Source organism: Rhizobium sp. BK176 (assembly GCF_024808055.1).
Genome location: NZ_JANUBV010000001.1, coordinates 455962 through 482090, shown reverse-complemented (window position 1 = coordinate 482090; position 26129 = coordinate 455962). Strand labels below are relative to the sequence as shown.

Sequence of the window (26129 nt, the reverse complement as noted above, 5' to 3'; positions counted from 1 at the left end):
ATAGGAAACACACAGGAGTTAAGGCCATGATCGGCACCATCGCAAAGCAAATCCGCAACTACCGCCAGTATCGCCAGACCGTCAATGAACTCGGCCGCCTCAGCGACCGCGAACTCGGCGATCTCGGCATCGGCCGTTCGGAAATCCGGGGCGTCGCCCGCGCTGGTGTTGCCGGTCTCTGATCGGACCTGCGTCGACGGCTTTGAGCAAAAGGCCCCGTGACGAAAGTCGACGGGGCCTTTTTCGTGTTCGCTTGTCGCGGTCGTCAATCGTCGCTAGACGACGCTAGATTTTGCTTAGAACATCAACGTCGGCGCGGTGCTTCTCGCCGGAAGGGCGGAAAACGCGATCTCCGCTTCCGCCTCCGGCGGGATGTCGAGATCGGCGATCTCGCCGTTTTCGATCGTCGCCAGCGTGATGTCCGCGGGAGACAGCGGCGGATCGGACCATTTTCCCCACAGTCCAAGATTATGCCTCAGGATGGCATCGTCGTCGATGAGGCCAGACCTGCTGATCCTGCGGCCGTCAAGGATTGGCCAGGCGAAGCCGATTTCGCCGGACCGCTCGGCGATCACGATGTCCGCGCCGGTCGAAAGGGCGAAGGCGGCGGCGGCGGCCGGGCTGTCAGGCACGCGGGTGGCAAGCCGCTTCGATTCCATCTCGAGCGCTGCCGCATGCCTCTTTCTCACCAAGTCGTCGCCGGTCAGGCCGGGGACAGGGCGCTGGACCGCGCGCTTCGTCCAGAACCGCCATGCAGCTTCCGAGCAGCTGCCGGGTGTGAACATGTGGCCGTGCGGGGCGGCGCGAAGGCCCGTCAGCTCCTCTGCCGCGTCGACGAGGAGGTTCGCCAGCCCTCGGCCCATGTGGGCTTCCTGCATCGTCTGATTGCCGTGAATGGTTCTTTGGCCGAAGACGAAGGTCGCCATCGGGGTGTTGGTGCTTCCGGAATAGCTTCCGACCGTGGTTCCGTCGGGGGCGGCGAGAAGGGCTGTGAAGGTGCTGGGTCCCCGCCAGTCCGCGATGGCGATGTAGCCGTCGTCATTGCGGACGACCGCCTTGTTGTCCATGCGGGCGTTGGAATTCTTCTCGGCCAGGTCGGCGAGGACGTCGGAGAGGGAAAGCAGTAGTTCGGGGTTACGGGCTTCCCAGAAGAAGTCGATGTGCCACGGACTCGGAATGGTGCCGGTCGGATAGTGTTCGAGCCGCCATCCGGAGTAGACAGGAAGCAGGAGGTGAAGATCACCTGTCGGTCCGTGCCGCTCGAGGGACCCTCCATCACGCGGCTCCCAGTCGCTTCCAATGTGCATTTCCGTATTCTCCGTTCACCGAAACTATGGGTTTCGGCGAACGGCAGGGCAAGGGTAGGCCCCTAGACTAGCGGGGTATTTTGGCGTTGACGAGTTCGACGAGCCGGGTCGCGTTCGCAATGCGCTCGCTGGCGGGAGACAGAATATAGAAGGGGTTGCCTTCCTTGTCGAAAAGGGAAGCGCCGACGTATCCGTCTTCTTTCCGGTGGGCGCAGGCTTGGATGTCGCGGTAAGCGACCCGGGTGACTGTCAGCGTGTCGGCCTCATCGTCGCGATTGCTTATGTAGACCGCATCGGCCGTCATGGCCCAGGCCTGATGGATGCGGCGACCGTTCCGCTTTGTGAAGTATCCGGTGTATCCCCGCGCGCGCTCCTTGAAGAAGTCAGCGGCAAACTTGGCGTAGTGATAGCCGCCGATGACTGCGATACCAAGCGCCAGCGTGGCAAACAATATGCCGAGAGCGAAGGGGTCGCTCGTGGTTTTGTCCTGGAAGCCAATACAAGAGAGAAAAGACGCCAGTCCAGTGGCTATGGCGAGGAAGAAGCCGAGCGTCTTCACGTCGCCTTTTTCCGAGCTGATCCAGCGCTTGCGACGCTCTGTTTCTAGTTCCCAGTCTGTTTGGAAGCCGCTTTCGGCAGGATGGACGATATCGACGATCGTTTCGCCGTTCTCCTTTACGGCGACGTCGATCGCGGCGCGCGCCTTGGATGCGCCTTCGTTGATGAAGGCCTGGATGTGTTCGATGCCTTTTCGGGTGGCTCCGTTGAACGGGATCAGTGCGATTGTCGTCATAAAGCGTTCCTTGTGTGGTTGTAGAGCAAGGATGGAGGCAATCAGGGAGGACCGCAATGGATTGCGTTAATTAATGACGCCATCGCCAAAAATTACGGGAAAATCGGGATTTAACCCCAGCTTTCCCCGTTCGGAATCAGGAGTCCAGGTCTCTCTGATGGCGGGACCAGAAAGCCATATTTGCCGAGGAATGTGAGTTCTGTCAATCAAGAGCGCTGACGAAGCTTCGCGACGTCTCGAATTGCAAAGAAATAACTTCAACAAATGAAGATAATCACTTGATTTTATTGGAGAATGGCGACTCCAGTAGGGATCGAACCTACGGCCTCCAAATTAGGAATTTGGCGCTCTTCCGACTGAGCTATGAAGTCTTTAATTACCTCGATTGCTGTGTTCAGCGAGGCGTATGAGTTCTTCTAAACAGTGCCTCTCGGACTGTCAACATCAACGCTGAATATTTTCGAGAAAAATGCATACAGCAATCCGTAGGGAGTGCCGAGCGCGATGGCGTAAAAGACGACGTCGTGCAGATTGCCGCGGCAATCGAAGCATTCGCCGATTCCTTCGAGCAGGACTGCCACTGCCAATCCGGACAGGAGCTGTGCCAGCACCATGTATGCGATGACGGAGTAGGACCTGTGGCTGACCGTTCGCGGAAACACGGTTTTGAACACGACGATCAAGGCGGGGAAAGGAAACACGAAGATCGTCGCGAGAAGATCGAGACGGGAGTAGGTAATTCCGAGGAAATGCGCCGCCAGCAGCATCGCGTGATACATCAGGAAGCCGGATATCCCGGCCACTGACAGTTCGGCGACGAAGGAGTTCAGCTGAGCCTTGAAGGACGCCATCACAGGAGGCCTGTCCCTTCGAGGATGCCGAGGAGTCGCTGTCCGACGGAACCGAGGACTTCGGCGACGGTCTGATCGGGGATGTAGCCGATGTACCAGAGGCCGACGGTTCCGAACACCGCGAGGAAGCAGAGGGAAACCGCCGTGTCGGCGACGAGCGCCAGGAGCTTGAACGGCGTAACGGCGACCGTCAGGCACGCCATGGCGACCGACGGAGCCTGCGCCCACCACGGGCTTCCCGTTGCCTCGATGCGGTCGAGGTCGTTCCTGGCGGATGAGCGAGGCGGTGTCTTCGCCGGCCGTGGTGTCTGCGAATTGGTCGTCATTCTTGTGTCCGTGGGGTGACGGGAGGCTTGGGTAATGACGATGTTGCGGTATTTACGCCGGGATGTCACGCTACCTGTACTATTAAATTCAGGACTCCGATATGTTCTTCAGAAAGCTCTCCGCAGCCGTCGGACTGGCCGCCTGCGTGGCCCTTCTCGGCACCTCCGCAACCGCGCAGCAGGCGGTCCCGGCGAAGTCGGCCTGTATAGCCCCGCCGTTGCAGCAGCAGGGCGCTCTGAACTGGTTCCTCGGCCTTCACCCCTCGGACGACCTCCTGTCGGCGTGGTGCCGCATCCAGGCGCTGCCCGGGAACGTCAGGTTCAACGTTCAGTGGCCGGTGTCGAAGATACACAAGAGCTGGGACACGTCGTTCACGACGAAGATGCCGGCGAGCCGCATCGTGGAAATCGTCCAGTCGATGATTCCGACCGACGATTCCAACCCGCTATCCGACACGGGCGTCCCGCTCGGCGACGTGCTGACCAACGCCGTGGCGCTCGGCGCGGCCCGCACGGCCGATGGCACCGTCCTTGGCTTCGCGCCGACGCATCCGGCCGCCAAGCAGGTCGTCCTCTGGGAGCCGCTTGGACTGCGCGTGAAGCCCGTGGTTCTTGCGGGGCAGGAGTTCACCCTCAGCGTCTACCTGAAGCCGAACCTCGGCCTTCTTTCGATGGCGCTCGCAGGCAAGGCGACGGATGTCCGCGTGAAGGCCTGGAGCGGGCGGTTCCAGACGGGCAACTACTTCCGCACGGCTTGTTCTGAGTTCTTTCCGGCCTGCGAAAGCCTGCCGGATATCGCGACGGTCCACCTTCCGCTCCTCGTCGACACCGTGCGCCTGGATGCAGAAGGCGAGAACATGACGGCGGCGGCCGTCGCCATCGGCCGTGAACTCTATGCGCGCAACTCCACCCTGACGACATCCGACCCGATGGCCGCCTTCGACACGGCGAACGGACGCGGCATCTTCGCGATCAACGACGAGACGGGAACGCTGGACTTCAAGGCCGAGGGATCGGGCGGAACCAAGTCGATCTCCATCGTCTACCACGCGAACGAGGGTTCCGCGCTGCTGAAGGGGCTGGACAAGGTCGCCGAGGAATACCGCGCCGGGACGGGGCAGAAGAAGAAACTGCCGACCGTTCCAGACTCGATGGGCAAGCTGTGATCACGGATGGCGGAGGGTTCTTTCGATCTCCGCCGCGATCCCATTGGACTTCGGCCTGGCCTCTTCCGTGAGGCCTAAGAAGGCCGCGAAGGCCATGACGAGGACGAGGAAGCCGAGAATGTGCCAGCCTTTGACTGGAGACTTTTCCATGAGGGTGGTTCCGGGAAGGTGAGAGGCCCGGACATACGGACGTAGGGCAATGGTGGTGCGCCGAATGGGGCTAAACTGTGCCGCCGGCCGATCACATGTGAAATGACGCGCCGCAACCGCAGCGGCCCGCTTCGAGCGGGTTTTCGAAGGTGAACTGGCGGCCGAAACGGTCCTCCTTCCAGTCGATCGTCATGCCGAACACCATCAGCAGCGACTTGGAATCGACAAGGACCTCGGCACCGTGTTCGCAAACCTTCTCGTCGACGGGGCCGGCGTCTTCCACGAACGACAGATCGTAGCCGTTGCCTGAACAGCCGGACTTCACGACGGATAGCCTGAGGCGCTGCCCGACATGGGAGACCGCGAGCTCCTTGATCCTCTCGGCGGCGGCGGGGGTGATGTTGAGGATTTTGGCCATTGGAACTCCGATCGCAAAGGGGGCGGTTATTGAAAGACTTCGATGTCGGTAATATGTTCTATGGATAATAATGACCCCGAAGACCGTCTTCAAGGTCGGCCATAAGGATAGACACCATGAGCATCACCGTCACCGAGAATGCGAAGTCCAGAATAGCCGCCATCTGCAAGGGTGCGCCCTTCCGCGTTTCCGTCGACGGTGGCGCTTGTCAGGGGTTCCAATATGTTTTCGACATCGCGGCGGAAGCGGGCGCTGACGACGAGGTCGTGGAATTCGAGGGCGGTTCGGTCGTCGTCGATCAGATGTCTCTGCCGTTCCTGCTCGGCAGCACCGTCGATTACATTTCCTCGCTGGTCGGCGAGAGGTTCGAGATTTCCAATCCCAACGCGACATCGACCTGCGGCTGCGGCACGTCGTTCTCCGTCTGATCAGGCGTCTCGTTGACGATCTGGAGGAGTTCATCTTTCGAGGGGAGGTCCCCGAGGGATGACAGACCGAAATGGTCGAGGAACAGGTCCGTCGTCACATAGGTCACGGCGCGGCCTGAATCGGTCTTGCGGAGAGCCGCGCGCACGAAGCCGGCATCCATCAGCGAATCGACCACCCCCTTGAACAGCGCCAGCCCTCGGCCGGTCTCGATGTCCTTCGCGGTCACCGGCTGATGGACGGCGATGAAGCAGAGCGTTTTGACCGCGGCGTCGGTCAGCTTGCGGCCCTTGCGCGCGTCGTTGCGGCTGAGGGCCTTCAGGACGGCTTCCGCCGGAACGAGAGACACCGCTCCGTCCCTGATGCGGACGTTCATGCCTCGCGTGGCCCAGAAGGCGGTGAGCGCTGCTAATTCGTCGGAGATGTCCCGACCGAGGTGCTTTGTGAGCTTCTCCAGGCTGACGGGCGCTGGCGAGGCAAGCAGCAGCGCCTCGATCTGCGAACCGAGCGCCGACGCCATCAGCGTTTTCCGACCATCGCCTTGATCCCGAGGCCCGTGTGGTTGAGGAACACGCCGACGCGGCTGACGGTCACCGTCATGTTGAGCGCGTCGCTGATCACCCGGCCCTCGGTTTTGCGCTGGGCGTTCTCCGGCGCGGAGGAGCGGTAGCTGATGAGCATCGGGAACTGGATCGTCCAGGTGTAGTTGCCCTTGACGACGTCGGTGCTGATGATCTTGCCGGCACCCGTCGGAACGGCGGTCAGGACGAAGCTGTTGCCGAGGATGGCCGCGAAGTTGTTCGATTCCTTCATCGACGCCTGGAACGAATCCCATCCCGTGGCCGTCAGGTTTTTCTGCGCGTCCTGGAGCTGGAGACGGTAATTCATGAAGTCGAAGGAGTGGAGCCTGGTCACGGCGTCGATCGTCCAGTCGATCACGAACTGGTCGTCGTGGTTCGGCTGGCTGAGCGGGACCTGCGGCAGGACCAGGCCGCTGTTGCTGACCGGGATGTAGCGGTAGCGAGGCGGGTTGGGGAACATGGCGAGGTTGCCGATGATGCTGATCACCAGGGCTATGACCATCATGGTCATGACGCGCGAGACGAAATAGAGGCGCTCGCTGGAATAGCGCTCGCCAAATAGGATCATGGCGACGGCGCGATCGGCCGATGGCCACGGTCCCGTTGGCTTCTGTTGTGCGGTCGTGTTTTGTTGACCTTTTCGCATCTGCACTGACATTATGGACGGCTCTTCCCGCGACCCTAAAGTATTTCCTGATGTTAACTTGAATCAAAACCCCAGTCGAGTGAGCATTTAACAGTGCAATGGCGTGCTGAACGAGGCGTTTTACTTCATCAAAGTGGACAAGTCGAATAATTAAGCGGGTGATTTGCTTGGATATTCGTACATGATTACACCGGCGGCCACTCCGGGGTCTATGATTGACGAAGTCGGGTGCCGCGCTGGTGCTGAAGGAGATGTTTCATGCGCAAACTGAATTGGCTCAACTGGGCGCTGATCCCCGCGGTCGTCATGGTCGCCGGCGAGGCGCGGGCGGACACGTCGAACACCGTCGGCGAGAAGCTGGTCGGCCTGATTTCGAACGTGTGGAACCCGCTCTTCCTCTTGATCGCGGTCCTCGCCGCGGTCGGCGGCATCTACATGATGGCAAGGGGCCTCGGAAAGCTCGCGGAAGCCGCCAACGAACGGGGCGGAAAAGGGTTCGCGCCCGGTCTCGTGTGGATTCTGGTCGGGGCGCTCCTGATCGCGCTGCCAGACGCCGCCGGCATGGGCATGAACACTGTCTTCGGCGCGGCACGCGGTGGCGGCACCCTGGACGGTGGCGGCCTTGACTACAACGACGGCATCACGGGCGACTTCTTCCAGCAAATGACGGGCGGAACGGTCGCGCCAGGCGATGTCGTCAACTGTCTCGACGCCGGCGTCAGCGAACCCGCCGTCTGCATGGCGAAGAACATCGCGGTCAACGCGGTTCCCATGGGTATCATGGTGCTGTTCTCGCTCGTCTTCCTCGCCGGCCTCGCCGGCTTCGCGATGACGCTGGTCGAGCTGGCCAAGGGCGTGGACGGCCGAGACCAGTCGAAGAGCCATATCACACGCCTCGTCATCAGCGTCATGCTGATGAACGCTCCAATGGCCTTCGGTTTCATGTCACAGACGGTGTTCGGAACGGCCAACAGCACGATCAGCACGACATTCGGAAATCTGAACGCCGACTCGTCGCTGCTGAAGTACACATCGGGTTCGAAGATCGACATCGTCGTGCGCTACAGCGCCTTGATCGGCTATAGCTTTACCATCCTCGCCTTCTTCGGGGCGTGGGCGTATGTCCGAGGCATCTTCATGGTTAAGGGAGTGGCCGAGGCCGGGAGAAACGCCGGGTCGTACGGCATGGCCGGTGTCTACATGGTCGCAGGCATTCTGATGGCGAACGCCAAGGCGTCCACCTGCGTGATCATGAAGACGACCGGCGGCGCGAGCCTAGCGACCGGCTTCTGCTGACGTCGCTGCTTTGCGGGGCGCGGGGGAGGTTTCCCGCGCCTTGAGGTACGGAACGAAATCGATGACGTTGGCCGAATGGGGAGCGACGTTTATCCTGGTCGCGTAATCGAACGACCCTGTGCAGGTAACGCCTTCCTGCTCGAATATGGCCTTGAAGGTCTCTATGGCGCGATCGGTCTGAATGAAGCCGTCGACCGGTATCGTGATATCGGCGATCCACATGTCCATCGGTTCGTCTTCGTTGTCGTTGCAAAGATCGATACTGCCGAGGATGGAGGCGGTGTCCTCCACCATGTCCTGGAAATAAGATTCGACAACCGATTTCGGTGTACCCTTGGGGTATGTCACGGGAGACCATCCGTCCACGGAGGTCACGTAAGCCCAGCCGATCGATGCCATGACGTCTTCAATTTTTACGCGGCCGGGGCGGGCGAAGAAGGTGCCGCAGGGTAGAGTGACGCCGTAGCCGGGAACCGGATAGATTTCGGTGGATAGGGAGACTGCCCAATCCATTGCCTCGTCCAGGTTCTGAAACGTGTCTTCGTCACGCCAGACTCCGCTTTCGCCGAGTTCGGAGATCACCTTCCACGGATGGCACGTGTCGGAGCCGTCGTGGATGATCTTGTAGTCGCGCTTGCCGGGATAAGGGCTGTTGATTTCAAAAGCACCGTCGGTGGACAGGGTGACGTTGAGCGCGTTCATAATTCATATTCTCCAGGGTCTGTAATTACGAGTTAGCAATCATCCAGATGGTGCGTCAATCGAAAATGTAAGAACTCGATCACTTATTTGCCAAGACATTGTAAACATTATTGTTTCGTCGGAATTGAAGAATTCGTCAACGGATTTTGAGGCTCATTCAACCGACGCGAGAACGTCCTGTAAAAACCAAGTATTCGGAACGTATTTCAAGACCTGAAATCAGTAGTTCGAGCAATAGAAAACCCCGGGACCGTGGGTTCCGGGGTTTTTCGGTTGTGGCAGGAATGCGAGCGATGCTCAGGGCTTGCGGAAGATTCGGTCGAAGTCGCACCAGCGGCCGGACGTGCTTTCCACGTGGCGGATAAGCCGGTTGACGGTGATCTTGTCTTCGAGGATCGCGCGCAGGCCGTCATGGACGTTCTCGGGGATTTCCTCGAGCGTCATCCAGCTGGCGTCTTCCGATTCGCCGTTCAGATGCGGAGCGAACTCCTCCTCGACGGTGGCGATGAACGTGTCGAAGCTGAAGGTGGAAAGTTCGAAGTGGAACAGGTGTTCGACGGGGCCGTCGATACGGTGGCCGGTTTCCTCGAAAGCTTCGCGTCGCGCGGTCTGTTCGGCGCTTTCGTAGCCTTCCGATTTTCCGCCGAAGCTGGCCCAGGTGAGGGGATAAGGCGTGTTCACGGCGCGCTTGCACATGAGGAAGCGGCCCGTCTTGCGGGCCATGATCATGCAGCCAGCGCCCTTCTTGGTGGATGGGCCACCGGGCGGTTGGTAAAACCTCATTTCTGAATCTCCGTCAACGTTTCGACGTTGGGGGTTGAGGCCGCCTTCCCGAACGGGATTTCGCCAGGCTGCAGGACGCCGGCGAAGGACACCCAGGATGCGAGAACGATGATGGCGACCACGATGAATCCCGCGAAGGCGAGTATCTTCTGCGCGGGGTTGGCAAAAAGGGAAAACAGGCGGCCGATGACGATGGTCGTCGCGACACCGATGGCGAAAGAGACCCGCGAGTCCTGATGCGCGGACCAACGCCAGACGGCCGAGAAAAACTCCGGCAGGTTATACAAGACGCTGGTGTCCATAATTAATTTCCTGATTGGCAACACCAATGAGGGTGATTCGAAAATTCGCCGTGGTCAATCCCGGATGGCGCTTGACTGAACGTAAGACACCGCCTGCTCAACGTCGACGGTCATGATCCTGCTGACACCGCGCTCCGCCATCGTGACGCCGTACAGGCGGTCGCAGCGGGCCATCGTCAGCGCGTGGTGGGTGATCACGATGAACTTGGTTCCTTCGGCCGCGAGGTCGTTGACGAGACGGCACATCCTGTCGACGTTGGCATCGTCGAACGGGGCGTCGACCTCGTCGAGGATACAGACGGGCGCGGGGCGGATCAGGAATACGGCGAAGATCAGGGACAACGCCATGAGCGCCTGTTCGCCACCGGAAAACAGCGTCATGGTCTGAAGCTTCTTGCCGGGCGGGGACGCGAAGATTTCGAGGCCCGCCTCCAGCGGGTCGTCGGAGCCGGACAGCTTGAGGTGGGCCTCGCCGCCGTTGAACACGCGCTTGAACAGGGTGCGGAAGTGTCCATCGACCGCGGCGAAGGCCTCGAGCAGCCGTTCGCGGCACTCGGCGTTGATCTTCGAGATGGTGTCGCGCAGCTGGCGGACCGCCTCCCTCAGTTCGGCGCGGACCTTGCCGGCCTCGCCGACCTTGCTTTCGACGTCGTTGAGCTGCTGTTCCGCCAGCAGGTTGACCGATCCGATCTGTTCGCGTTCGCGCACCAGCCTCTGTACCCGTTCGTCGCATTTCGCGAGATCGGGAAGGTCAGCGTGGTCGGCGATACCCGAGATGGCTTCCAACTGGTCAGGCTGGCAATTCAACCGTTCGGCGATTTCGCGCGACAGTCCGTCGTTGCTGTCGCGTGCCGCCTTCATCTCGGCGATGAGGCGGGCGCGGTTCTCCTTAAGACCTGCCACGGCGGCCTCGCCGTCGCGTGCGGAACCCCTGGCGGCATGCAGGGTTGCCTCGAGGGCGCTGGACGCTTCCTGTGTCTCCACGAGGGTCGCCAGTCGCTCTTCGACGTCCTCGATGGCGTTGGCCTCGGCGTCGGGCATCAGCACGTCGGTTTCCTCGAGCGCTTTCGCTTCCTCGATCGCTTCCATCCTGCGGGCGGCGAGTTCCGCGATGCCTTCGGTCAGGGCCTTCGACCGACGGTCGATTTCGGCCATCTGCTTGCGGACGGCCTCGGTGCGCACCGATCTGGTCTCCGCTTCGCGGCGGACGCGATCGAGGGACAGTCTGGCTGTGTCGTAGGCCTTGGATGCGCCGGTCTGGGCCTCCCTGGCGGCCTTCAACGTCGCTTCGCTGGCCGTGATCGACGGGTAGGCGTCGAGTTCGGCGCGGGCGGCTTCGAGGTCCTGCGTTTCCGCGTCGCGCTGCGACGTGGCGTCCTCGATCGTCTCTGCCATTCCGGCGATCTTCGCTTCCAGCTCGACCCGGCGTCTCTGTGTGTGTTCCACCTGACGTCTGGCCTCGGCCAGCTCGCGTTCGGATGTCGACAGGGTCGATTTGGCCGCCGCCTCGTCCTTTGCGGCCATCGCGGCTGCTGTCTGGGCGCGGTCTATGTCGATCTCGGCGGCGCTCGCCTCGAGACGATCGAGTTCGGACCGGATTTCCTCTGTCCGTCTGGTCCTGCGCGTGATTGCGGCACCTTCGGCGCTGTCGACAGAACGATATCCGTCCCAGCGCCAGAGACGTCCGTCTACGGTCACGATCGACTGGCCGGGGGCAAGCGACGACACCAGCGCTTCCGCGTCTTCCGGGCTCCGCACGACCCCCGTTGCGGCAATGGCCGCTGTCAGTTCGGCGGGAACACGAACATGGGCCGAGAGCGGTGTTGTCTTGTCAGGGTGTTTGGCGGTCACGCTGGATACGAGTGTCCACCAGTGGGTCTCGCCCGATCCGATCGGAGCGTGGAAGGCCGAGCCGAGAGCGGCTGCGAGCGCTTCGTCATACCCGGTGTCGGCGCTGCACATGTCAGCCGCACCGTTCCCGTTGATTGTCCTAGACAGGGCCGAGAGTTCCGAATTCAGAGCGGCCTGCATGGCGGAAATCGACGCAAGCGCCGTCTTCGCTTCGACGAGGGCGATCTCGCTGGCCTGACGGGTTTCGGTCGCGACGGCGAGGTTGGCGGCCGCTTCCTCCGTCGTGATGCGCAGGGCTTCGATGCTCGGTGGCTCGGCGGGCAGCGCGGCGAACTCGCGTGCCAGTTCCTGCGCTCTGGCTTCGGCGCTCGCCAGTCGCTCGGCGCTGCGCGCCAGCCGCGTCGACAGATCGGCCTGGCGCTTGACCAGTCCGTCCCGGGCGGCCGCGAGCATGGAGTGGGCATCGGCGGCGGCGTTGGCCTCTTCCGTCTTGCCTTCGAGAACGATACGCGCTTCCTCGAGAAGGGCGGTGTTTTCCTCGATCAGGACGACATCGTATTCCGCGTCGTCTTTGGCCGCCTCTGTCTCGTCACGCAACAGATCGGCCTCTTCGGCCAGCGCGTTGAGCTCGGTGCGGTCCCGTTCGATATCGGCATCGGCGCGGGCGACTGTCTTTGCGGCGTTGGCGATGGCGTTCCTGGCAGACTGGATTTCGCGGCGGATGTTGTCGACGCGTGCCTTGGCGAGCGCGAAGGCCGTCTCGGCGTCGATCTTCTTCTGGAGGAGGGGCGCTGCCTGCGCTTCTGCGGCCGACAGCGTGGCGTCCAGAGCGGCCTGGGCGATCAAAGCGGCCTTCACATGCTCCTCGTTGTCGAGCTGCGCCGCCTCGGCCAACGCCACTCTCGCTTCCGAGGTTATGCGCCTGACGAGGAACGTCGTGGCTTCCGCCGCACGGATCAGGTCGTCGATCTCGCGGCGGCGTTTGGCCTGCCTCGCCTGGCGGCGCAGCGACGCCACCTGGTCGTTGAGGCCCTTCTCGATCATCTCGGCCTTCTCGAGGTTCTCCTCGGTACCGCGAAGGCGCAGTTCCGCCTCGTGGCGTCGGCTGGCGAGGCCGGAGACACCGGCGGCCTCTTCGAGCAGGTTCCGGCGCTCGACGGGCTTGGCGTTTATGATCGAGGCGACATGGCCCTGGCTGACGAGCGCGGACGAACCGGCACCCATGCCGGCGTCCTTGTAGAGGGTCTGAACGTCTTTTGCCCTTACGGGCTTGCCGTTGACCTTGTAGGTGCTGCCGTCGCCGCGGTCGATGCGGCGGGAGACTTCCATGGTCTCGAGGTCTTTCAATTCCGCCGGACCAAGCCCGCGCGGATTGTCGAGGTAGACCGTGACCTCGCAGTGGTTCTTCGGTGGCCTGACGTCGGTACCGTTGAAGATGACGTCGTCCATGCCACTACCGCGCAGGCGCTTGGGCGAGGTTTCGCCCATGGCCCAGCGCAGGCTTTCGGTGACGTTCGACTTGCCGCAACCGTTAGGGCCGACGACGCCCGTGATCCCGTCGAGGATGGCTATCTCGACGGGATCGGCGAAGCTCTTGAAGCCGGAAATCCGGAGCTTGTTGATCTTCATGCGGGTCGTTGGCCTTCGTGTGTGGATTACTTGCGGGCGATGTCGGCCGCGGCTTTCAGGCGGTCGAAGAGGTCGGGTGCCGCGCCGCGCACGAAGGAGTTCGCGCCCTTGACGTAGATGAACGGCGTGCCGTTGATGCCGGCGTCCGTGGCGGTCGAAAGCGTCGCCTTGATGCGGGCGTCAACGTCCTTCGCCACGCCGTCTTCCGTCACATTGAAAGACTTCGCGATGACTTCGTCGGCCTTTTCCTTGCCGACGGCATCCCGCAGAGCGGCGTCGATGTCGTCGGGCGTGGAAGCCTGGGGATGGCCGAGGAGGATGTCGTGGAACTTCGGATAGGCTTCCGGGTAGAGAGCGAACAGCGTGCCGCCGATATGGGCCGCCGTGGTGCTGGCGGGCGTCAGGATCGGCATTTCGCGGTGGACCAGCTTCACGTCCGGGTTCGCGTCCACAAAGCGTCGCAGTTCTCCGTCGATCTTCTTGCAGAAGCCGCAGTTGACGTCGAAGTAATAGAAGAGTTCGACCTTGCCGTCCTTGTTGCCGACGAACGGATATCCCTTGTCTTCGGTGACGGCGGCGGCCTTCTCCACGACCTTCTGGTCGGCGCTCGCCGCCTCGTCCGCCTGCTGCTTTTGCATGTAGGCGTTCAGGGCATCCATCACGAATTTCGGATTGGTGTTGATCTCGTCGCGCACGATGCGGCGGATGTCGTCCTCGTTCACCGAAGGAGCCGTCTTGTTGTCGGAGACATTGCCGACCAAGGCGTCGATCTCGGCATCGCTGGCGTTTGCCTTGGCATCGGCCGCGGGCGGGGCCACAAGCGTGGACTTGGCGTTCGGGTCGAATTCAAGCGAGCCGAACGCAGCGGGAGCAGAACCGGCCGCCATGATCCGGTAGTTGCCGGCGGCGATGCCGATGTTGACTGCGGTCGTGAGAGCGAGGATGGCGATAAGGCCCTTGCTGGCCGGGGTGGTCTTCATGCTGCGTCCTTTTCGGGGAAAACATAGAACTCGTCAGAAGCGGATTGTCCGTCAGGAACGGGTAGGAGTAAAGGTGTTCACCCGATATTGAAGACGCCGGGTCGAGAGGCCGAAAGCGTGATCGACGTCGACGTAGAGCGAAGGGAAGTCGAGTCGGGGTTCCCGGCGCGGGCTGTCGCGCGCTGAAGGGCCGGTTGCGCGCGCCGTCGGTGGACGCGCGTCGCCTCTGCGGCACCTGCCCGTGTAGACGCAAGAAAGGCCGCACGCGTGTGGCGTACGGCCCTTCTTGTAAGTGGATACCGGCGTTGCCGCCAGGACCTTACTTGTTGAGTGCGTCCTTGAGGGCCTTGCCGGCCGAGAACTTCGGAGCGTTGCGGGCTGCGATGTCGATCTCAGCGCCCGTCGACGGGTTGCGACCCTTGGAAGCCGGCTTGTGCTGGGATTCGAACTTGCCGAAGCCGATGATGTTCAGGGCGTCGCCCGCCTGGAGGGTTTCGACGACCGAAGCGAGTACTGCGTCAACTGCCTTCGCGGAGTCTGCCTTGGTGAGGCCGGACTTGGCGGCTACGGAATCGACGAGATCGGACTTGGACTTGGTGTTGCTCATTTTTTACTCCTTGGAATGAGTTCCATGTCTTCCATTACACGATTATTTCCATGATGCAATGGCCGGAAGCCCAGAAAATCAGGCTTTTTCGAGCCAACGGTCCGCATCGAGTGCGGCCATGCAGCCCATTCCAGCAGCCGTGACTGCCTGCCGATAGACAGGATCAGCGACGTCTCCGGCCGCGAACACGCCGTCGACGCTCGTGCGCGTGCCGCCCGCTTCCGTCTTTATGTAACCACCTGAAAACGTTTCAAGTTTTCCATCGAACAGCTGCGTCACCGGATCGTGGCCGATAGCCACGAATACCGCATCAGTCGCGATGGAGTCTTCCGATCCGTCCACGGTGGAAACGATCGAAACCGACCCCACTTTGGTGAGGTCTTCGTTTCCGACAATTTTTTCCACGCGTGCGTTCCAGTGGAACACCACGTTGTCCCTCGCACGGAGCCTTTCCTGCAGGATCGTTTCCGCGCGCAACGAATCCCTGCGGTGTATAAGGTGTACCGTGCGGCAAATCTTCGACAGGTAGAGGGCTTCCTCGACGGCGGTGTTGCCTCCTCCGATGACAACCGCATCGAGCCCCTTGAAAAAGAACCCGTCGCATGTGGCACACGCCGACACACCCTTGCCCATGTATTCCGATTCGCCCTCGATACCAAGCCAGCGGGCCTTCGCGCCTGTGGATATGATGAGCGCGTCGCAGGAATAGTCGTCGTTTTCGCCCCTGAGGACGAAGGGGCGTGTCTGAAGGTCGACCGAGACGATCGTGTCATATTCGATATCGGTGCCGACGCGCTCGGCCTGTTCCTGCATGGTCGCGGTGAGATCGCCGCCTTCGATGGCTTCGACGAAACCCGGGTAGTTTTCCACCTCGCCAGCGATGGTCAGTTGGCCGCCTGGCTGTGCGCCTGTCAGGAGGAGAGGGGAAAGTCCGGCGCGGGAGGCGTAGATCGCGGCCGTCAGGCCGGCGGCCCCGGAACCGAGGATGATGAGTTTGCGGTGTTGCATTGGAGTACCTTCACTTGTGGTTGGCTCCAATCGTCACATGGATGTATGCCGTCCGCAAACGCCAAACCCGCGGTCACGGCGATCCGTCCGTTTCGCCTCGTCGTCAGCGCCTTAATGCGTTGTATTCCGGATCGGTCCGGCGTTCAGGTACGTATTCTTCGCCCGGTTGGTTCTCTTCCGCGCATGTGATGAGGGTCTTGCGCTCCGGCGCGTAAGTTTCGAAGTCGGGGTTCCAGTTCCTCATCCGTTCGATTATCTCGCTTGCCGTCCGTGGCGAGAGGTTCCACGAGTCCACGCCGACATCCATCGAACGTCCTTGGCTCGGCAACCTTCCATGGGTGTGGCCGTAGAAGTGGTACGCGTCGTAGAAAAGTCCGGGCCAAGAGCGGAGGGCGTAGTGGCAGAGCAGGATACTGCGGTCCTTGTCCTTGACCATCTTCATGAAGGAGGGTCTCGAAGACCAGCGGAGACCGAGGATGTCCTGGTTCTTTTCGTCGTGGTTGCCGATGATCAGGTGTTTGCGGCCTTTGAGTTTTTCGAAGACTTTCCTGATCTGCGCCCCGTCGAGTTTGTGACCGCAGGCGAAATCGCCGAGGATGTATACATCGGTCGAGTTCGAAGCGCGGGCGTTGTGAGCTTCGATCATGTACTCGTTCATTTGGGAGACGTTGTCGAACGGACGGCTTTCGGCACAGTGGGTGAGTATCCCTTCGTGGAAGAAGTGGTGGTCTGCGCAGTAGAGGCGGTCTGGTTGATCCATTTGGTCCTTGGCCCGGCCGTTGAGGGCAGGGCGGTGCTCCCTTGTTGAAAGTGTCCGCCGATAGTCCGACAGCCGCCTGCAACAAGCCAACAAGGTTGAACGAGTTTATGGAGAGGGAGAGCGGAAATCCCCTCAATGTGTAGCTTTGTAGCGTTGCGGATGCGTAAACGGCCGGTCTGCGCCGGCCGTTTGTCACTTTGGGAGGTAGGTTGTCAGTACCTCAAGCATGCGCGCGTCGCGCTCGGATGGCGCGCCCTGGCGCTCCTCGATCATTTCGGCGGCAGCCCGTCCGACGAATTCGGGGGCTGGATAGAGGTTCGCCAGCTCTTCCGCCGTCATCTCGAACGGGTCGCCTGTCGGACAACCGGCCGCGCGCTTGGCTCGGTTCATGGCTTCCTTCATGATGTCGACCTTAAGGGTGTCGCCGTGCATGACGGCGGCACCGAGGTCGGCGAAGAACCTGTCGAGAGCCGACACGGGTGCGTCAGTTCCCGAGCGCCGTCTTCGCGATCGGCGTCATCACCTTGCCGTCGAACGCGTCGCCATACTTGGCCTTGAGCGCCTTGACCGCGTCGCCGAGACCCTTGGGGCCGGCAGGGACGTCGCCAGAAGCCACCAGTCCTTCGACGAAAGCGCGGACGTCGTCTCCGGAGACTTCCGCGGGCAGGTATTCGTTCAGGATCACGACCTCGGCCCGGTAAGGCGCTGCGTTTTCGGGGCGGCCCTGCTTGTCGAACGCATTCGCCGTCTCTGTCGCGTTGGTAACGAACTTGCGCAGGAGGGAGACGATTTCTGCATCCGTCGGAAGGCGTTTTTCCGTCTTTGTCGCGTTCTTGACGGCATCGGAGAGGAGCGTCTTGAGGACGGTGGTACGGTGCTTGTCGCCAGCGCGATACGCCGTGTCGATGTCGGTCTTGAGGGTGTCGTGCAAGCTTTTGGTGTCGGTAGTCATTGGTTGTCTCCTTTCCTGACGCCTCGCGTCTTCGAGTAAGCCCTGTGATTGATGTCATCAATTAGGCTTAGGGGCTTCATGGCGTATCCGGCATGTGAAGGCAAGAATAAAATGAAGACGCCGATGAGGATATATGCATGAGCCGCCGAAGGAGGTGTGTTTACAAGGATCGGCGGCTCGGGAAAAATTATTCAAAGTATTCAAATAGGAGATTTCAATGGCCCATCTGATCGATGCCGCGGTCATCCGCAAAAAGACCGAAGCCGACACCGCTTACATCGCAAACAAAAGCCGCTATCTCGACATGTGGTGGGTCGGACTCGTCGGTGCGGGATTCATCGCGGGGGCAGTGGCGTATCTGACCGAGCCGCTCCTGGCATCTCCGTTTGCGGGAGTGTGTGCTGCGCTGGCGCTGGGTATTTTCCACCGGGCATCGCGTATCCGCCTGGCGAGGGCACGGGTGAACAACGCCTGGAAGTCTGCCCTTCCGACCGACCTCCATACGGCGGCTGGCGAACCCGTGAAGTTCGTTGCCTTTATCGACGAATGGCGTGGCGTTGTCGTGTCCCATCAGGACGGGTCGCGTGTTGTCCTGCCGTGGGACGGGCTGGAGAACAGCAGGGGCGAGGTGATCGTCAATGACGGCGAGGGGCAACGTTCCTTCGAGGCGGCGCGGTTGAAGCGCTGGTCGGCGGTGAAATGGAAAACCGACGACGGGCGGGTCGGTACGCTTCGTGGCATCAGTACCGCCCTTGGTTACGAGAGCAGCTACGACGTGACGACGCTGACCCTCAAGATGGAAGACGGCAGCGAGGTCCAGGAGAACATCAATCTCCTGACGCCTGTCGCGCGCTGATATCGCCTCTCAGATCGCCGGAATTTCCTCGGGGCGAGCCCCGAGGCGCAATGCGAGAACCGCAAGCCCGTTGTCGAGCATCTTTCTGGGAAGAAAACGGATGTGGCTAGGATTGCATTCGATGATCGAAACGCAGTCCTCGCGGGTGACGGCGATATCGTCGTAGGACCGTGCGCGGGCAGCGGCGGTTTCGGTGGAGGGCATGGTTGGTCTCCTCGTGTTTTGTGAGTGACCCGGTCATCGTCCCGCTCGGCGGCACAAGCGACAACGCCGCAAAGCTCCGCAGCGAAAATAAAACCGACGTGTAGCGAAGACATGGCTTTTGACCTTCTCGGCGTTAGCCATCATATTGAGCCGAAGAAAGCCAACGCTCCCGTTCCGGAGCCTCAAGGACAGGCAATGCATTTCGATCTGGTGTCCCTCGTCAAAGACGACGATTTCTGCGTTCTGGATGTCGAGGGTGACGGAGAGCGCGAACAGCACCCCGTCGAAGTCTCCATCCTCAAATACCGCCGCGGGACCGCCGTCGAGGAATTCCACTGGCTGATCAATCCAGAGCGGCCGATCAGCAAGTTCGTGCAGTCCATCCACGGTATCACCGACGACATGGTCATCAACGCTCCGACATTTGCCGAAATCGAAGCCGAGATCGCCGCTCACCTCGACGGAGCCTCGGTGGCCGCCCACAACATCAAGGACGACATGCGGATGCTGTCCGCTGTGATGCTCGAGGCTCCGCTGCTGCCGGCCCGGATGATCGACACCTACAGGCTCTCTCGAAACACGGTGAAGGAAATCTCCAAGCATAACCTCGACAGCCTGACGCAGGCTCTCGGCATCGAAGTTCCCGCAAAGAGGCCGTTCCCCGTCCACACCGCCTATCCGTTTCGAGGGGTGGCTCGGCACTCGTCGGGCGTCGACACATACCTGGCTGGCGAGGCGCTGAAGCAGATGGTCAATCGCATCGATCCGTCGCCGAAGCAGGTGAAACACGTCTCCCAGTCGGTCCTCTTCCAGATGAACCCGCGGCAGGTGCAGGCGATCCGCGACGAGATCGAAGCACGCGACGCTTCGCGGGTGGCTCCAGGGATGGCTGCCCGTGTCTGACCAGCCTTCCAGGGAAAAGATGCTAGAGGTCGCCAAGACCTACGCGAAGAATGCCCTGACGGCACGCGAGATGACCTCGGACCAGCTGCGCACCAGAATGGCCGCCAAGCTCGCGCGCCGTTTCCCGGCCCCGCAGTTCGAGCTCGATCCCGACGTCGTCGCCGCGGTCGTGGAGGAGGTCGAGGCCTTGTGCGTCTCCTACTCCATGATCGACGACGCGGGCTATTCCAAGCGCAAGTCGGAGGCGGGTGTCCGGGCTGGCAAATCGAAGCGGATGACTGCGATGTCGCTGCAGCTGAAAGGCGTCGACGACGAGACGGCCCGCGAGGGTCTTTCTGAATACGACGACCTTGCGGCCGCGCTGAACTTCCTCAGGAAGAAGAAGGCTGGACCGTTCGCCGGTCCCCATGCGGACCCTGATAAAACCAAGAAGGCGTTGGGGGCGTTTCTGCGCGGCGGTTTCTCCTATTCCCTCTGGAGCAAGGCTTGCGCGATGTCGGTGGAGGAAGTCGAGGACTACATTTTCTCAGCGGCGCGGTAACATCGTTCAACGACCTATGTCTAATAGAAGACATCGCTGTTGACACCCGAAGCCCAAGTGCGTAGACCACGGTCTGCAATTTTGGATGTAGGGCATGGGTATCGACGGACTGCGTGGTGGTCGCTCAGCGGGGATGGACAACATACCCGATCCTCTCGATTTCCTGCGCAGGATCGAAACCATGTCGGCCTCCGACATCGCTCGCGAGGTCAAAAAACCTTCCGCACTCCTGATGGAACGGGCGGCCGCTCGACAGGGAGAGCTTGAGGTCGCATACGCGCCGTTCGACCACGTCAACGGCAGTGCGCGGGTCGTCATCGTCGGCATCACGCCTGGTCGGACGCAGATGGAGGCGGCGATAAATGCCGCCAAATCGGGCTACTTGATGAAACTGCCCGAGGAAAAAATCCTCGAAAGAGCCAAGGTTCACGCGAGCTTTTCGGGTGACATGCGCCCCGATCTCGTCGCTCTGCTCGATTTCATCGGCATGCCACGGGTCTTGGGGGTCGGTTCGACCAACGAACTCTGGGGTCGGGCCGCGAGCCTTGTCCACTTCACGTCGGCGCTGCGGTATCCGACGTTCTTCAACGGGGAGAACTACAACGGGACACCGCGGGTCGGCAGTGACCCGCTCCTTCAACGGCACGTGAAGGCCTGGTTCGGGGCGGAAGTGGCAGCGCTGAAGGACGCGATCTTCGTCCTGCTTGGCGGCAAGGTCGAGGATTTCGTCCTCCCAGTGCTCCAGGCGGGCGGCGTGCCGGACGGGCGCATCATTCGCGGCTTCTTCCATCCGAGCGGAGCGAACCGCGAGCGGGTGAAATACTTCCTCGGAACTCTCGGCAAGCCTCCGTCTGTCAAAGTTGATCGCGAGAAGACCGATAGGAACCGCGAAGAAATCATCGCCAAGGTGTCGGCGCTCTAGTCAGGGCGATCTAGCGGCAATTTGTCGTTCCACCATTGCCGGGTCTCGAATTCGCAGGTCAAAATAGATGACCTCAATTCAAGAAATCGGGAAATCGGAAGACATGGCAAAGAAGACGATCCAGGTCGGACCGCCGACGTTCGGGCACGAGCAGGGCTTCTGGAATGAAGGAAAGACCCTGGTCGCCGGAATTGACGAGGCCGGCCGCGGCCCGATCGGGGGACCATGCCTAGCGGCGTCTGTCATTCTCGATCCCGCTGCGTATCCGGCGGGCCTCAATGACTCCAAGAAATTGACGGACGCGAAACGCGAAAGACTCTTCGATGAAATCATGGCCCAGGCGGTATCCGTGTCTGTCGGCGTCGCCACCCATACGCAGATCGACGAGATGAACATACGTCAGGCGACGTTCTTTGCCATGCGTGAGGCGGCGCTCGGACTTGCTGTCCAAGCCGATGCTTTCATCGTGGATGGGAACGCATTGCCGCCGGGACTCGGAAAACCGGCGAGGGCGGTTATATCGGGCGACGCCCTGTCGTTGTCAGTGGCGGCCGCCTCGATCATCGCCAAGGTCACCAGAGACAGAATGATGCGCGAATACGCGCTGCAATATCCACAATACGGCTTCGAGGTGCATATGGGCTACCCGACGAAAGCCCACGTCGCCGCGATCGCCGAGCACGGCCCGTGTCCCATCCATCGCATGACGTTCGGGCCCCTCAAAGCCGTTGCTTGACGGCCAGCCGGCGCTTGAGTACACCGAATCTGCCGGGTCACTATGTTTGAGCCGACCATGTCCGGTTGTATTGGAGATAGTGCCTTGTCGTTTGTTCTTGATGCCGTGGTGACGTTGAGCGGCTTCGCGATTATCGCGATGTACACCTGGTCGATGAAGAGGCACTTCAGCACGGCCGAAACGCCGATCGAGGTGAAGTTCCTGTCGCCGTTCATATTGGCGACTTCCTTCTGGTTCACCTGGACGATCATGACGTCTCAACAGGGCGCTGGCCTGACGACCATCGCATGGTTGATGCAGTTGGCGTCGGCCGCCCTGTTCGTCTGGGCGATCAAGGCGTCGAAAGAGGCGCGGCTGACATACATCTTCGACGGAGGTCTGCCGCAGGGGTTGGCGACGGAAGGGCCGTACCGATATGTCCGCCACCCGTTCTACACCTCATACATCACCTTCTGGTCCGCTTGGGCGTTGGCGACAGGCAGCGTCTGGTCGTTCATCCCGGTTCTCTGTCTCTCCGCCTTCTACGTGAGGGCGGCAAGGCAGGAGGAGAAGGTCCTCATGGCGGCTCCGTTCTCCAAGGCCTATCAGGAATACCGCAGTCGCACAGGCTTCATGCTCCCCAAGATCGGCTGATCCAGTTCGCTGGACAAGTTGCCAATTCTCCGAACTCCGATCTACGCGCGTCGATCGGAGTCTTTATTTCCTTGATTCTGGTCGCCTGCCACTGTAGGTAGTTGCAAGATATTAGCTTGGCGGACGGTGCGGATGGCAAAGGGCTACAACTCGAACTTCAACAATCACTGGGACGGCCCTCAGATGGTCAGGACGGAGTTGAACTTCACCAACGGATCGTCGGGAAAGAAGGTGTTCGAGTGGACGTTCCGCGTCCCGGGCAACAGGGATCGAATCCCTGTCGAGGTGAAGGCCTACAACGACGGCACCGATGTCTGGTTTCAGGCATTCGGTCCTCATCTGGAGGGCCAGATCAAAAGCACGGACATCAACGAGTTGAAGCGGATGGTGCAGCAGCGCCTCAACGAGCAGATCGACCTATTGACCAATGTCGAATGGGAAGACTGGTTCGAGGTGGTCGTGACGGGCGGCAACTCCGATTTCGGCGACAGCAGGTTTTCCGCGCTCGGTGCGGACCTTAAAATCCAGGTGAACAGGTTGAAGCGCGGTGTCGATCCTTCGACGGGAAGGGTGCTGACCGTTATCAACAATACGGTGACCGACTTCCCCGTGGCGACGCGTCTGTCGGACGGCCCTGAGGTGAACTCCGGCGTCCGAATCGGCAGCGTCGCCGAGAAGTCCTACATTCCGGCGACCGAGGAAAACAGGCGTGCCATCGACAACATCCTGTCGCGCATGCAGGAGTTGCGGGAGTCCGTCGCGGACTTCCTTAGCCAGGAAAACATCACCGAGAGCCTGGAAAAGGATGTCCTGAAAGCGCTGCCGGGTCCGAAGCGGTAGGCGGGCATCCGAGATGCGGGTGTCGCCGTGGACGATTTCAGCTGAAGGCGTTACGGGTATGTGGCCCATCGTCGGTAGGAGGCGTGAAAAATGAACAACGTGGCTTGGTCTGAACATCTCGCAAACCTCAACGCGAGGACGCCGGAAGACATTCCGCTCGAGTACTTCGATCCCCGCATTTCCGACCCGGCCGAGAGGATCGAAAAGGCACGTCGGGCATTCGAGGTCGCCAAGGCGGCTCCAGTCCGTGCGACGGCCGAGCAGATCGACGCGGGATTGCAGGCGCAGGCCCGTCACCGTGACGAACCGTCGGCTGTCGAGGTCAAGGACATCGTCGAGGCCGCGTTCAACGCCGACAAACTGCATCATCTGGTCAAGGAATGGGTGATGGAGCGCAAGACTATCCTGTCGGGCGAAAACGCCAAGATGCACGAGATTGCCCGTCGCCTCGCTGCGGCCGTGGGCGAGGAACTTGCCTGAGTTTGCGACTGTAGAGTCCGTGCAACGATAAGGATGTCGTCAAGCGACCGCGAGATCGAACAGGTTGACGTGCTTCTTCCAGCGGGCCTTCCAGCATTCTCCCCACGTATGCGCCGTGCCGCCGTCCTTCAATCCTGCCTCTTCCGAGGAAAGGAATCCGGCGTCTCCAGGCATGAAGACAGACGTCGGCTTCGAACCGAAGGTGAAGGCCGCCATATGCGTGCATTTGCCCGCGACTTCCAGGTTTCGACGCTTGAAACCTTGGAACACCTCGATCTTAGCGCCGCGCTCGATCGATTCTGCGATTTCCATGAGGCCGTCCACGCCGCACGAGGACCTGAAGTCGTTGTGATGGTTGTTCGCGGTCTTGCCCGGGTTCGAGGCGATGCGGTGATTGGGTACAAAGGCCCTGCCGTCGAAATCGGCGGGAAGATAAAGCCTCAGGGACTTCACCTGGCCTTCCAGGAAAAGCCGTACGGCTGTGTGGTCGGCGAATGCAGCGCCGCCGGACACGGCTTCCTCGATTCCGTGCGCGCGCACCATTGCCAGTGCTTCGTCGTACATGGCGTCGTAGAGGATGCGGTCCAGACGTTTCGCGTCGTTTCCGCGTCCCGCCGATCCGATCAGCGAGATCGAGTTCATCGTATGCTCCCTTTAGGCGTCAATTAAATCTTGAAGCCATAGTAGGAGCTTGTCCAGAACAACGCCGCGGTCGCGATGGCGCAGGTCCAGCCGGCGGGACCCGCCCACCATCCTCGCACGGTGTTCGCCTCGGAGACGATGGCCCACCTCGCTTCGAAGTTGGAAGAGACGAGCGTTATCAGTCCCGCAACGAACGACAGGGCCGCCATGTAGAGCAGGTTGTCCGCCGCGGCTTCCGGGATGTCGTAATGGCATGCCAGCCACCAACCGCCGACCGCCATCAGGACGGGAACCTTCCATGCGCGACGGCGAGCGCCCTTCGCGAAGGCGTGGGTCGCGTCGTTGTAGATTTCGCCCAGCTTGGAGATCGATTTGGCGGTGACCGCGCCCTTGGTCTCGAACCCGGCCTTGCTGTCGAGATCGTCGGGCTTGACGAAGCATTCGGCGACTTTGGCGAACCCGGCGTCCTTAATGGCCTTGCGGATGCCCGAGGGTAGTTTTTCGGAGGCCGCCACCCCGAGGACAGGCGTGAACTTGTCCTCGAGAAACGCGGAGAACCGGATGTCGGGGAGGAACTGGGTCTTCGAGTGCTCGACCCACGCCTTCTTGCCCTCGAACGCGAATTCGATGCGGTTGACCGTCGAGAAGCAGTTGTACGAAACCTTGTATTCCAGATCGGAGCCGACCCTCGTCACGGTCGCCGACGCGACGTCGGATTCGAAATGGCCGCCGTGCCCGTCGTCAAGCCCGGCCCGAGGTCCGGAGAAACCGGCTGCCGCCCAGAGTTTGAGCATGGAAAGCTGCTGCGCCGATGCCTTCGTCGCTCCGACTTCGGTCTTCGTGGAGCAGGAGAACGTCGCGGAGTAGATGGTGGCCACGATCCCGCCACCGCCACATCCGCCGCAGCGCTGAGTGCCGTGGCCGCCGCATGTTCCGCATCTTACGCTCAGGGTCGCGCCGCACTGGTGGCATGGCTTGCGGCCTTTGCCGTTGCAATACACGCACATGATGTTGCCTGTGCCGCCGCGACCGGAACACGCCACGCAATTCTCGTAACCCGAGCGAAGGCACCAGGTGCAATCGTTCACCCCGACGCCGCCGCACGGGCCGCACTGGAAACGGCCGGCACCGCTGCAGGAGGTGCAGGTATCCTTGCAGACGGCGTAATCGGTCTGGAATAGCTTCGCGCTCTTGAGGTCCGCCTTGATGACCCGGTCTCGGAGGATTTTCTCGGAGACGAATCGGCCCAGCATGTCCGCGCGAAGTTCTGCCTGGAGGGCCGCGACACGGCCGTGGGACACGACGGGGATGTCGCCGGCATTGACATCGCCATTGACGAAGCGCTGCGCCGTTTCGAATTTGAAGGAGAACAGGGTATCGAAAGGAGTCTTGAGACGGCTGCTTATGACGTCGCCGTCGATGACCGGAGGCGTGGCGTTGACGAATTCGCAGGCGCGGGCAAGCGCCTTCTTTATTTCCTTGATCGCAGCATCCGAAAGCGGACTCTGGACTGCTTCTGCGTCTGCCTTCTTGATCGATACCGTCTGGTTCACCGCGACTACTCCTGTTTGTTATTGAGATAGCCCGGGTCCTTTAACAAGTCGACAACCGTGCCCGTTCCGGTTGTCTACGATTCGCGTGAATTCATGACGTCGTTAACAGGACGTGAATGCGCAACGCATTGTTTAGCCGCGATGAATGGAGATTCGTTTCCGCGTATATTCGAAAATTACTTCCCGGCAGGTTGTATTTTTATCGGGATCGGTAAGGTGTTGTTAACGCAAATGTTGTCAGTTTGGCGTGCGTCTGTTCGGCGCGAGACGGGGACATGAACGGCC

At 60.9% G+C, this 26129-nt stretch carries 33 protein-coding genes and 1 tRNA gene; 12 read left to right on the top strand and 22 right to left on the bottom strand.

Going from position 1 to position 26129, the window contains the following annotated elements; genetic code table 11:
* The first annotated feature begins 26 nt into the window (after nt 1-26).
* On the top strand, nt 27-182 hold the full coding sequence (locus FHT76_RS02865; protein WP_259184177.1) for a DUF1127 domain-containing protein: 156 nt from the start codon (nt 27-29) through the stop codon (nt 180-182).
* Nucleotides 183-296: 114 nt separating this feature from the next.
* Here the strand turns inward: FHT76_RS02865 and FHT76_RS02860 are convergent, their stop codons facing one another.
* The 5 genes from FHT76_RS02860 to FHT76_RS02840 form a co-directional block, all read right to left on the bottom strand.
* Complete coding sequence (locus FHT76_RS02860; RefSeq protein WP_259184176.1) at nt 297-1307, bottom strand: hypothetical protein; 1011 nt, start codon at nt 1305-1307, stop codon at nt 297-299.
* A gap of 67 nt (nt 1308-1374) precedes the next feature.
* Nucleotides 1375-2100 (bottom strand): hypothetical protein, encoded by a 726-nt coding sequence (locus tag FHT76_RS02855; RefSeq protein ID WP_259184175.1) that lies wholly within the window; start codon nt 2098-2100, stop codon nt 1375-1377.
* 295 nt (nt 2101-2395) lie between these two features.
* A tRNA-Arg gene (locus FHT76_RS02850) sits at nt 2396-2471 on the bottom strand.
* Between the two features lie 45 nt (nt 2472-2516).
* Complete coding sequence (locus FHT76_RS02845; protein WP_259184174.1) at nt 2517-2951, bottom strand: hypothetical protein; 435 nt, start codon at nt 2949-2951, stop codon at nt 2517-2519.
* The gene (locus FHT76_RS02840) at nt 2951-3277 is read right to left on the bottom strand and encodes a hypothetical protein (RefSeq protein WP_259184173.1); all 327 of its coding nucleotides are present in this window, start codon (nt 3275-3277) and stop codon (nt 2951-2953) included. The genes FHT76_RS02845 and FHT76_RS02840 overlap by 1 nt, the downstream gene beginning before the upstream one ends.
* 101 nt (nt 3278-3378) lie before the next feature.
* Between FHT76_RS02840 and FHT76_RS02835 the strand changes: the two genes are divergently transcribed.
* Complete coding sequence (locus FHT76_RS02835) at nt 3379-4443, top strand: hypothetical protein (RefSeq protein WP_259184172.1); 1065 nt, start codon at nt 3379-3381, stop codon at nt 4441-4443.
* Here the strand turns inward: FHT76_RS02835 and FHT76_RS02830 are convergent, their stop codons facing one another.
* Both FHT76_RS02830 and FHT76_RS02825 read right to left on the bottom strand, forming a co-directional pair.
* The gene (locus tag FHT76_RS02830) at nt 4444-4593 is read right to left on the bottom strand and encodes a hypothetical protein (protein WP_259184171.1); all 150 of its coding nucleotides are present in this window, start codon (nt 4591-4593) and stop codon (nt 4444-4446) included.
* A 91-nt stretch (nt 4594-4684) separates the two neighbouring features.
* The gene (locus tag FHT76_RS02825) at nt 4685-5011 is read right to left on the bottom strand and encodes an iron-sulfur cluster assembly accessory protein (RefSeq protein ID WP_259184170.1); all 327 of its coding nucleotides are present in this window, start codon (nt 5009-5011) and stop codon (nt 4685-4687) included.
* Nucleotides 5012-5127: 116 nt separating this feature from the next.
* On the opposite strand from FHT76_RS02825, the gene FHT76_RS02820 reads away from it, so the two are divergent.
* Complete coding sequence (locus FHT76_RS02820) at nt 5128-5439, top strand: iron-sulfur cluster assembly accessory protein (RefSeq protein ID WP_259184169.1); 312 nt, start codon at nt 5128-5130, stop codon at nt 5437-5439.
* Here the strand turns inward: FHT76_RS02820 and FHT76_RS02815 are convergent.
* Together FHT76_RS02815 and FHT76_RS02810 are read right to left on the bottom strand one after the other, a co-directional pair.
* On the bottom strand, nt 5349-5957 hold the full coding sequence (locus FHT76_RS02815; protein WP_259184167.1) for an SMC-Scp complex subunit ScpB: 609 nt from the start codon (nt 5955-5957) through the stop codon (nt 5349-5351). The two genes, FHT76_RS02820 and FHT76_RS02815, sit on opposite strands and share 91 nt — an antisense overlap.
* Nucleotides 5957-6676 (bottom strand): DotI/IcmL family type IV secretion protein, encoded by a 720-nt coding sequence (locus tag FHT76_RS02810; protein WP_259184166.1) that lies wholly within the window; start codon nt 6674-6676, stop codon nt 5957-5959. The genes FHT76_RS02815 and FHT76_RS02810 overlap by 1 nt, the downstream gene beginning before the upstream one ends.
* Before the next feature lie 246 nt (nt 6677-6922).
* Here FHT76_RS02810 and FHT76_RS02805 point away from each other — a divergent pair, with 246 nt between their 5' ends.
* Nucleotides 6923-7960: a hypothetical protein gene (locus FHT76_RS02805; protein WP_259184165.1), complete on the top strand. Its 1038-nt coding sequence runs from the start codon at nt 6923-6925 to the stop codon at nt 7958-7960.
* Here FHT76_RS02805 and FHT76_RS02800 read toward each other — a convergent pair.
* From FHT76_RS02800 to FHT76_RS02755, 10 genes are all read right to left on the bottom strand, one after another.
* The gene (locus FHT76_RS02800) at nt 7940-8662 is read right to left on the bottom strand and encodes a hypothetical protein (RefSeq protein ID WP_259184164.1); all 723 of its coding nucleotides are present in this window, start codon (nt 8660-8662) and stop codon (nt 7940-7942) included. The two genes, FHT76_RS02805 and FHT76_RS02800, sit on opposite strands and share 21 nt — an antisense overlap.
* A gap of 297 nt (nt 8663-8959) precedes the next feature.
* Nucleotides 8960-9445, bottom strand: a complete 486-nt coding sequence (locus FHT76_RS02795; protein WP_259184163.1) for an NUDIX hydrolase — start codon at nt 9443-9445, stop codon at nt 8960-8962.
* On the bottom strand, nt 9442-9747 hold the full coding sequence (locus tag FHT76_RS02790) for a hypothetical protein (protein WP_259184162.1): 306 nt from the start codon (nt 9745-9747) through the stop codon (nt 9442-9444). The genes FHT76_RS02795 and FHT76_RS02790 overlap by 4 nt, the downstream gene beginning before the upstream one ends.
* 54 nt (nt 9748-9801) lie before the next feature.
* Nucleotides 9802-13227: a chromosome segregation protein SMC gene (gene smc, locus FHT76_RS02785; protein WP_259184161.1), complete on the bottom strand. Its 3426-nt coding sequence runs from the start codon at nt 13225-13227 to the stop codon at nt 9802-9804.
* A gap of 26 nt (nt 13228-13253) precedes the next feature.
* Complete coding sequence (locus tag FHT76_RS02780; protein ID WP_259184159.1) at nt 13254-14207, bottom strand: DsbA family protein; 954 nt, start codon at nt 14205-14207, stop codon at nt 13254-13256.
* 319 nt (nt 14208-14526) lie between these two features.
* Nucleotides 14527-14814: an HU family DNA-binding protein gene (locus tag FHT76_RS02775; RefSeq protein ID WP_259184157.1), complete on the bottom strand. Its 288-nt coding sequence runs from the start codon at nt 14812-14814 to the stop codon at nt 14527-14529.
* Nucleotides 14815-14892: 78 nt separating this feature from the next.
* Nucleotides 14893-15822: a thioredoxin-disulfide reductase gene (gene trxB / locus FHT76_RS02770; protein ID WP_259184156.1), complete on the bottom strand. Its 930-nt coding sequence runs from the start codon at nt 15820-15822 to the stop codon at nt 14893-14895.
* A gap of 103 nt (nt 15823-15925) precedes the next feature.
* The gene (locus tag FHT76_RS02765) at nt 15926-16582 is read right to left on the bottom strand and encodes a metallophosphoesterase (RefSeq protein WP_259184155.1); all 657 of its coding nucleotides are present in this window, start codon (nt 16580-16582) and stop codon (nt 15926-15928) included.
* 192 nt (nt 16583-16774) lie between these two features.
* On the bottom strand, nt 16775-17059 hold the full coding sequence (locus tag FHT76_RS02760; RefSeq protein ID WP_259184154.1) for a hypothetical protein: 285 nt from the start codon (nt 17057-17059) through the stop codon (nt 16775-16777).
* Nucleotides 17060-17066: 7 nt separating this feature from the next.
* A complete protein-coding gene (locus FHT76_RS02755; protein WP_259184153.1) occupies nt 17067-17534 on the bottom strand; it encodes a GatB/YqeY domain-containing protein in 468 nt (155 codons plus the stop codon).
* Between the two features lie 217 nt (nt 17535-17751).
* On the opposite strand from FHT76_RS02755, the gene FHT76_RS02750 reads away from it, so the two are divergent.
* On the top strand, nt 17752-18390 hold the full coding sequence (locus tag FHT76_RS02750; RefSeq protein ID WP_259184152.1) for a hypothetical protein: 639 nt from the start codon (nt 17752-17754) through the stop codon (nt 18388-18390).
* Between the two features lie 9 nt (nt 18391-18399).
* On the opposite strand, the gene FHT76_RS02745 is transcribed toward FHT76_RS02750, so the two are convergent.
* On the bottom strand, nt 18400-18594 hold the full coding sequence (locus tag FHT76_RS02745; protein ID WP_259184151.1) for a hypothetical protein: 195 nt from the start codon (nt 18592-18594) through the stop codon (nt 18400-18402).
* 195 nt (nt 18595-18789) lie between these two features.
* On the opposite strand from FHT76_RS02745, the gene FHT76_RS02740 reads away from it, so the two are divergent.
* The 7 genes from FHT76_RS02740 to FHT76_RS02710 all read left to right on the top strand — a co-directional run bounded on the left by FHT76_RS02740 (nt 18790) and on the right by FHT76_RS02710 (nt 23649).
* Nucleotides 18790-19497: an exonuclease domain-containing protein gene (locus FHT76_RS02740; protein ID WP_259184150.1), complete on the top strand. Its 708-nt coding sequence runs from the start codon at nt 18790-18792 to the stop codon at nt 19495-19497.
* Nucleotides 19490-20038, top strand: coding sequence for a RecX family transcriptional regulator (locus tag FHT76_RS02735; RefSeq protein WP_259184149.1), 549 nt, complete (start codon nt 19490-19492; stop codon nt 20036-20038). Before FHT76_RS02740 ends, FHT76_RS02735 begins: the two co-directional genes overlap by 8 nt.
* Nucleotides 20039-20132: 94 nt before the next feature.
* Complete coding sequence (locus tag FHT76_RS02730) at nt 20133-20960, top strand: uracil-DNA glycosylase family protein (RefSeq protein WP_259184148.1); 828 nt, start codon at nt 20133-20135, stop codon at nt 20958-20960.
* Nucleotides 20961-21063: 103 nt separating this feature from the next.
* Nucleotides 21064-21696 carry a ribonuclease HII gene (locus FHT76_RS02725; protein ID WP_259184147.1) on the top strand — a complete coding sequence of 211 codons (633 nt, stop codon included), beginning with the start codon at nt 21064-21066 and terminating at the stop codon, nt 21694-21696.
* An 84-nt stretch (nt 21697-21780) separates the two neighbouring features.
* Nucleotides 21781-22329 carry an isoprenylcysteine carboxylmethyltransferase family protein gene (locus FHT76_RS02720; protein WP_259184146.1) on the top strand — a complete coding sequence of 183 codons (549 nt, stop codon included), beginning with the start codon at nt 21781-21783 and terminating at the stop codon, nt 22327-22329.
* A gap of 132 nt (nt 22330-22461) precedes the next feature.
* Nucleotides 22462-23169, top strand: a complete 708-nt coding sequence (locus FHT76_RS02715; RefSeq protein WP_259184145.1) for a hypothetical protein — start codon at nt 22462-22464, stop codon at nt 23167-23169.
* A gap of 90 nt (nt 23170-23259) precedes the next feature.
* Nucleotides 23260-23649 (top strand): hypothetical protein, encoded by a 390-nt coding sequence (locus tag FHT76_RS02710; protein ID WP_259184144.1) that lies wholly within the window; start codon nt 23260-23262, stop codon nt 23647-23649.
* Nucleotides 23650-23688: 39 nt separating this feature from the next.
* Here FHT76_RS02710 and FHT76_RS02705 read toward each other — a convergent pair whose 3' ends face one another.
* Together FHT76_RS02705 and FHT76_RS02700 are read right to left on the bottom strand one after the other, a co-directional pair.
* On the bottom strand, nt 23689-24291 hold the full coding sequence (locus tag FHT76_RS02705) for a hypothetical protein (RefSeq protein WP_259184143.1): 603 nt from the start codon (nt 24289-24291) through the stop codon (nt 23689-23691).
* A 23-nt stretch (nt 24292-24314) separates the two neighbouring features.
* A complete protein-coding gene (locus tag FHT76_RS02700; protein ID WP_259184142.1) occupies nt 24315-25844 on the bottom strand; it encodes a hypothetical protein in 1530 nt (509 codons plus the stop codon).
* Nucleotides 25845-26129: the final 285 nt, after the last annotated feature.

What these genes read in the sequence shown, in the direction of transcription:
- FHT76_RS02865 (WP_259184177.1), top strand. Translation starts at nt 27, where the DNA reads ATGATCGGCACCATCGCAAAGCAAATCCGCAACTACCGCCAGTATCGC.
- FHT76_RS02860 (WP_259184176.1), bottom strand. Translation starts at nt 1,307, where the DNA reads ATGCACATTGGAAGCGACTGGGAGCCGCGTGATGGAGGGTCCCTCGAG.
- FHT76_RS02855 (WP_259184175.1), bottom strand. Translation starts at nt 2,100, where the DNA reads ATGACGACAATCGCACTGATCCCGTTCAACGGAGCCACCCGAAAAGGC.
- FHT76_RS02845 (WP_259184174.1), bottom strand. Translation starts at nt 2,951, where the DNA reads ATGGCGTCCTTCAAGGCTCAGCTGAACTCCTTCGTCGCCGAACTGTCA.
- FHT76_RS02840 (WP_259184173.1), bottom strand. Translation starts at nt 3,277, where the DNA reads ATGACGACCAATTCGCAGACACCACGGCCGGCGAAGACACCGCCTCGC.
- FHT76_RS02835 (WP_259184172.1), top strand. Translation starts at nt 3,379, where the DNA reads ATGTTCTTCAGAAAGCTCTCCGCAGCCGTCGGACTGGCCGCCTGCGTG.
- FHT76_RS02830 (WP_259184171.1), bottom strand. Translation starts at nt 4,593, where the DNA reads ATGGAAAAGTCTCCAGTCAAAGGCTGGCACATTCTCGGCTTCCTCGTC.
- FHT76_RS02825 (WP_259184170.1), bottom strand. Translation starts at nt 5,011, where the DNA reads ATGGCCAAAATCCTCAACATCACCCCCGCCGCCGCCGAGAGGATCAAG.
- FHT76_RS02820 (WP_259184169.1), top strand. Translation starts at nt 5,128, where the DNA reads ATGAGCATCACCGTCACCGAGAATGCGAAGTCCAGAATAGCCGCCATC.
- FHT76_RS02815 (WP_259184167.1), bottom strand. Translation starts at nt 5,957, where the DNA reads ATGGCGTCGGCGCTCGGTTCGCAGATCGAGGCGCTGCTGCTTGCCTCG.
- FHT76_RS02810 (WP_259184166.1), bottom strand. Translation starts at nt 6,676, where the DNA reads ATGTCAGTGCAGATGCGAAAAGGTCAACAAAACACGACCGCACAACAG.
- FHT76_RS02805 (WP_259184165.1), top strand. Translation starts at nt 6,923, where the DNA reads ATGCGCAAACTGAATTGGCTCAACTGGGCGCTGATCCCCGCGGTCGTC.
- FHT76_RS02800 (WP_259184164.1), bottom strand. Translation starts at nt 8,662, where the DNA reads ATGAACGCGCTCAACGTCACCCTGTCCACCGACGGTGCTTTTGAAATC.
- FHT76_RS02795 (WP_259184163.1), bottom strand. Translation starts at nt 9,445, where the DNA reads ATGAGGTTTTACCAACCGCCCGGTGGCCCATCCACCAAGAAGGGCGCT.
- FHT76_RS02790 (WP_259184162.1), bottom strand. Translation starts at nt 9,747, where the DNA reads ATGGACACCAGCGTCTTGTATAACCTGCCGGAGTTTTTCTCGGCCGTC.
- smc (WP_259184161.1), bottom strand. Translation starts at nt 13,227, where the DNA reads ATGAAGATCAACAAGCTCCGGATTTCCGGCTTCAAGAGCTTCGCCGAT.
- FHT76_RS02780 (WP_259184159.1), bottom strand. Translation starts at nt 14,207, where the DNA reads ATGAAGACCACCCCGGCCAGCAAGGGCCTTATCGCCATCCTCGCTCTC.
- FHT76_RS02775 (WP_259184157.1), bottom strand. Translation starts at nt 14,814, where the DNA reads ATGAGCAACACCAAGTCCAAGTCCGATCTCGTCGATTCCGTAGCCGCC.
- trxB (WP_259184156.1), bottom strand. Translation starts at nt 15,822, where the DNA reads ATGCAACACCGCAAACTCATCATCCTCGGTTCCGGGGCCGCCGGCCTG.
- FHT76_RS02765 (WP_259184155.1), bottom strand. Translation starts at nt 16,582, where the DNA reads ATGGATCAACCAGACCGCCTCTACTGCGCAGACCACCACTTCTTCCAC.
- FHT76_RS02755 (WP_259184153.1), bottom strand. Translation starts at nt 17,534, where the DNA reads ATGACTACCGACACCAAAAGCTTGCACGACACCCTCAAGACCGACATC.
- FHT76_RS02750 (WP_259184152.1), top strand. Translation starts at nt 17,752, where the DNA reads ATGGCCCATCTGATCGATGCCGCGGTCATCCGCAAAAAGACCGAAGCC.
- FHT76_RS02745 (WP_259184151.1), bottom strand. Translation starts at nt 18,594, where the DNA reads ATGCCCTCCACCGAAACCGCCGCTGCCCGCGCACGGTCCTACGACGAT.
- FHT76_RS02740 (WP_259184150.1), top strand. Translation starts at nt 18,790, where the DNA reads ATGCATTTCGATCTGGTGTCCCTCGTCAAAGACGACGATTTCTGCGTT.
- FHT76_RS02730 (WP_259184148.1), top strand. Translation starts at nt 20,133, where the DNA reads ATGGGTATCGACGGACTGCGTGGTGGTCGCTCAGCGGGGATGGACAAC.
- FHT76_RS02725 (WP_259184147.1), top strand. Translation starts at nt 21,064, where the DNA reads ATGGCAAAGAAGACGATCCAGGTCGGACCGCCGACGTTCGGGCACGAG.
- FHT76_RS02715 (WP_259184145.1), top strand. Translation starts at nt 22,462, where the DNA reads ATGGCAAAGGGCTACAACTCGAACTTCAACAATCACTGGGACGGCCCT.
- FHT76_RS02710 (WP_259184144.1), top strand. Translation starts at nt 23,260, where the DNA reads ATGAACAACGTGGCTTGGTCTGAACATCTCGCAAACCTCAACGCGAGG.
- FHT76_RS02705 (WP_259184143.1), bottom strand. Translation starts at nt 24,291, where the DNA reads ATGAACTCGATCTCGCTGATCGGATCGGCGGGACGCGGAAACGACGCG.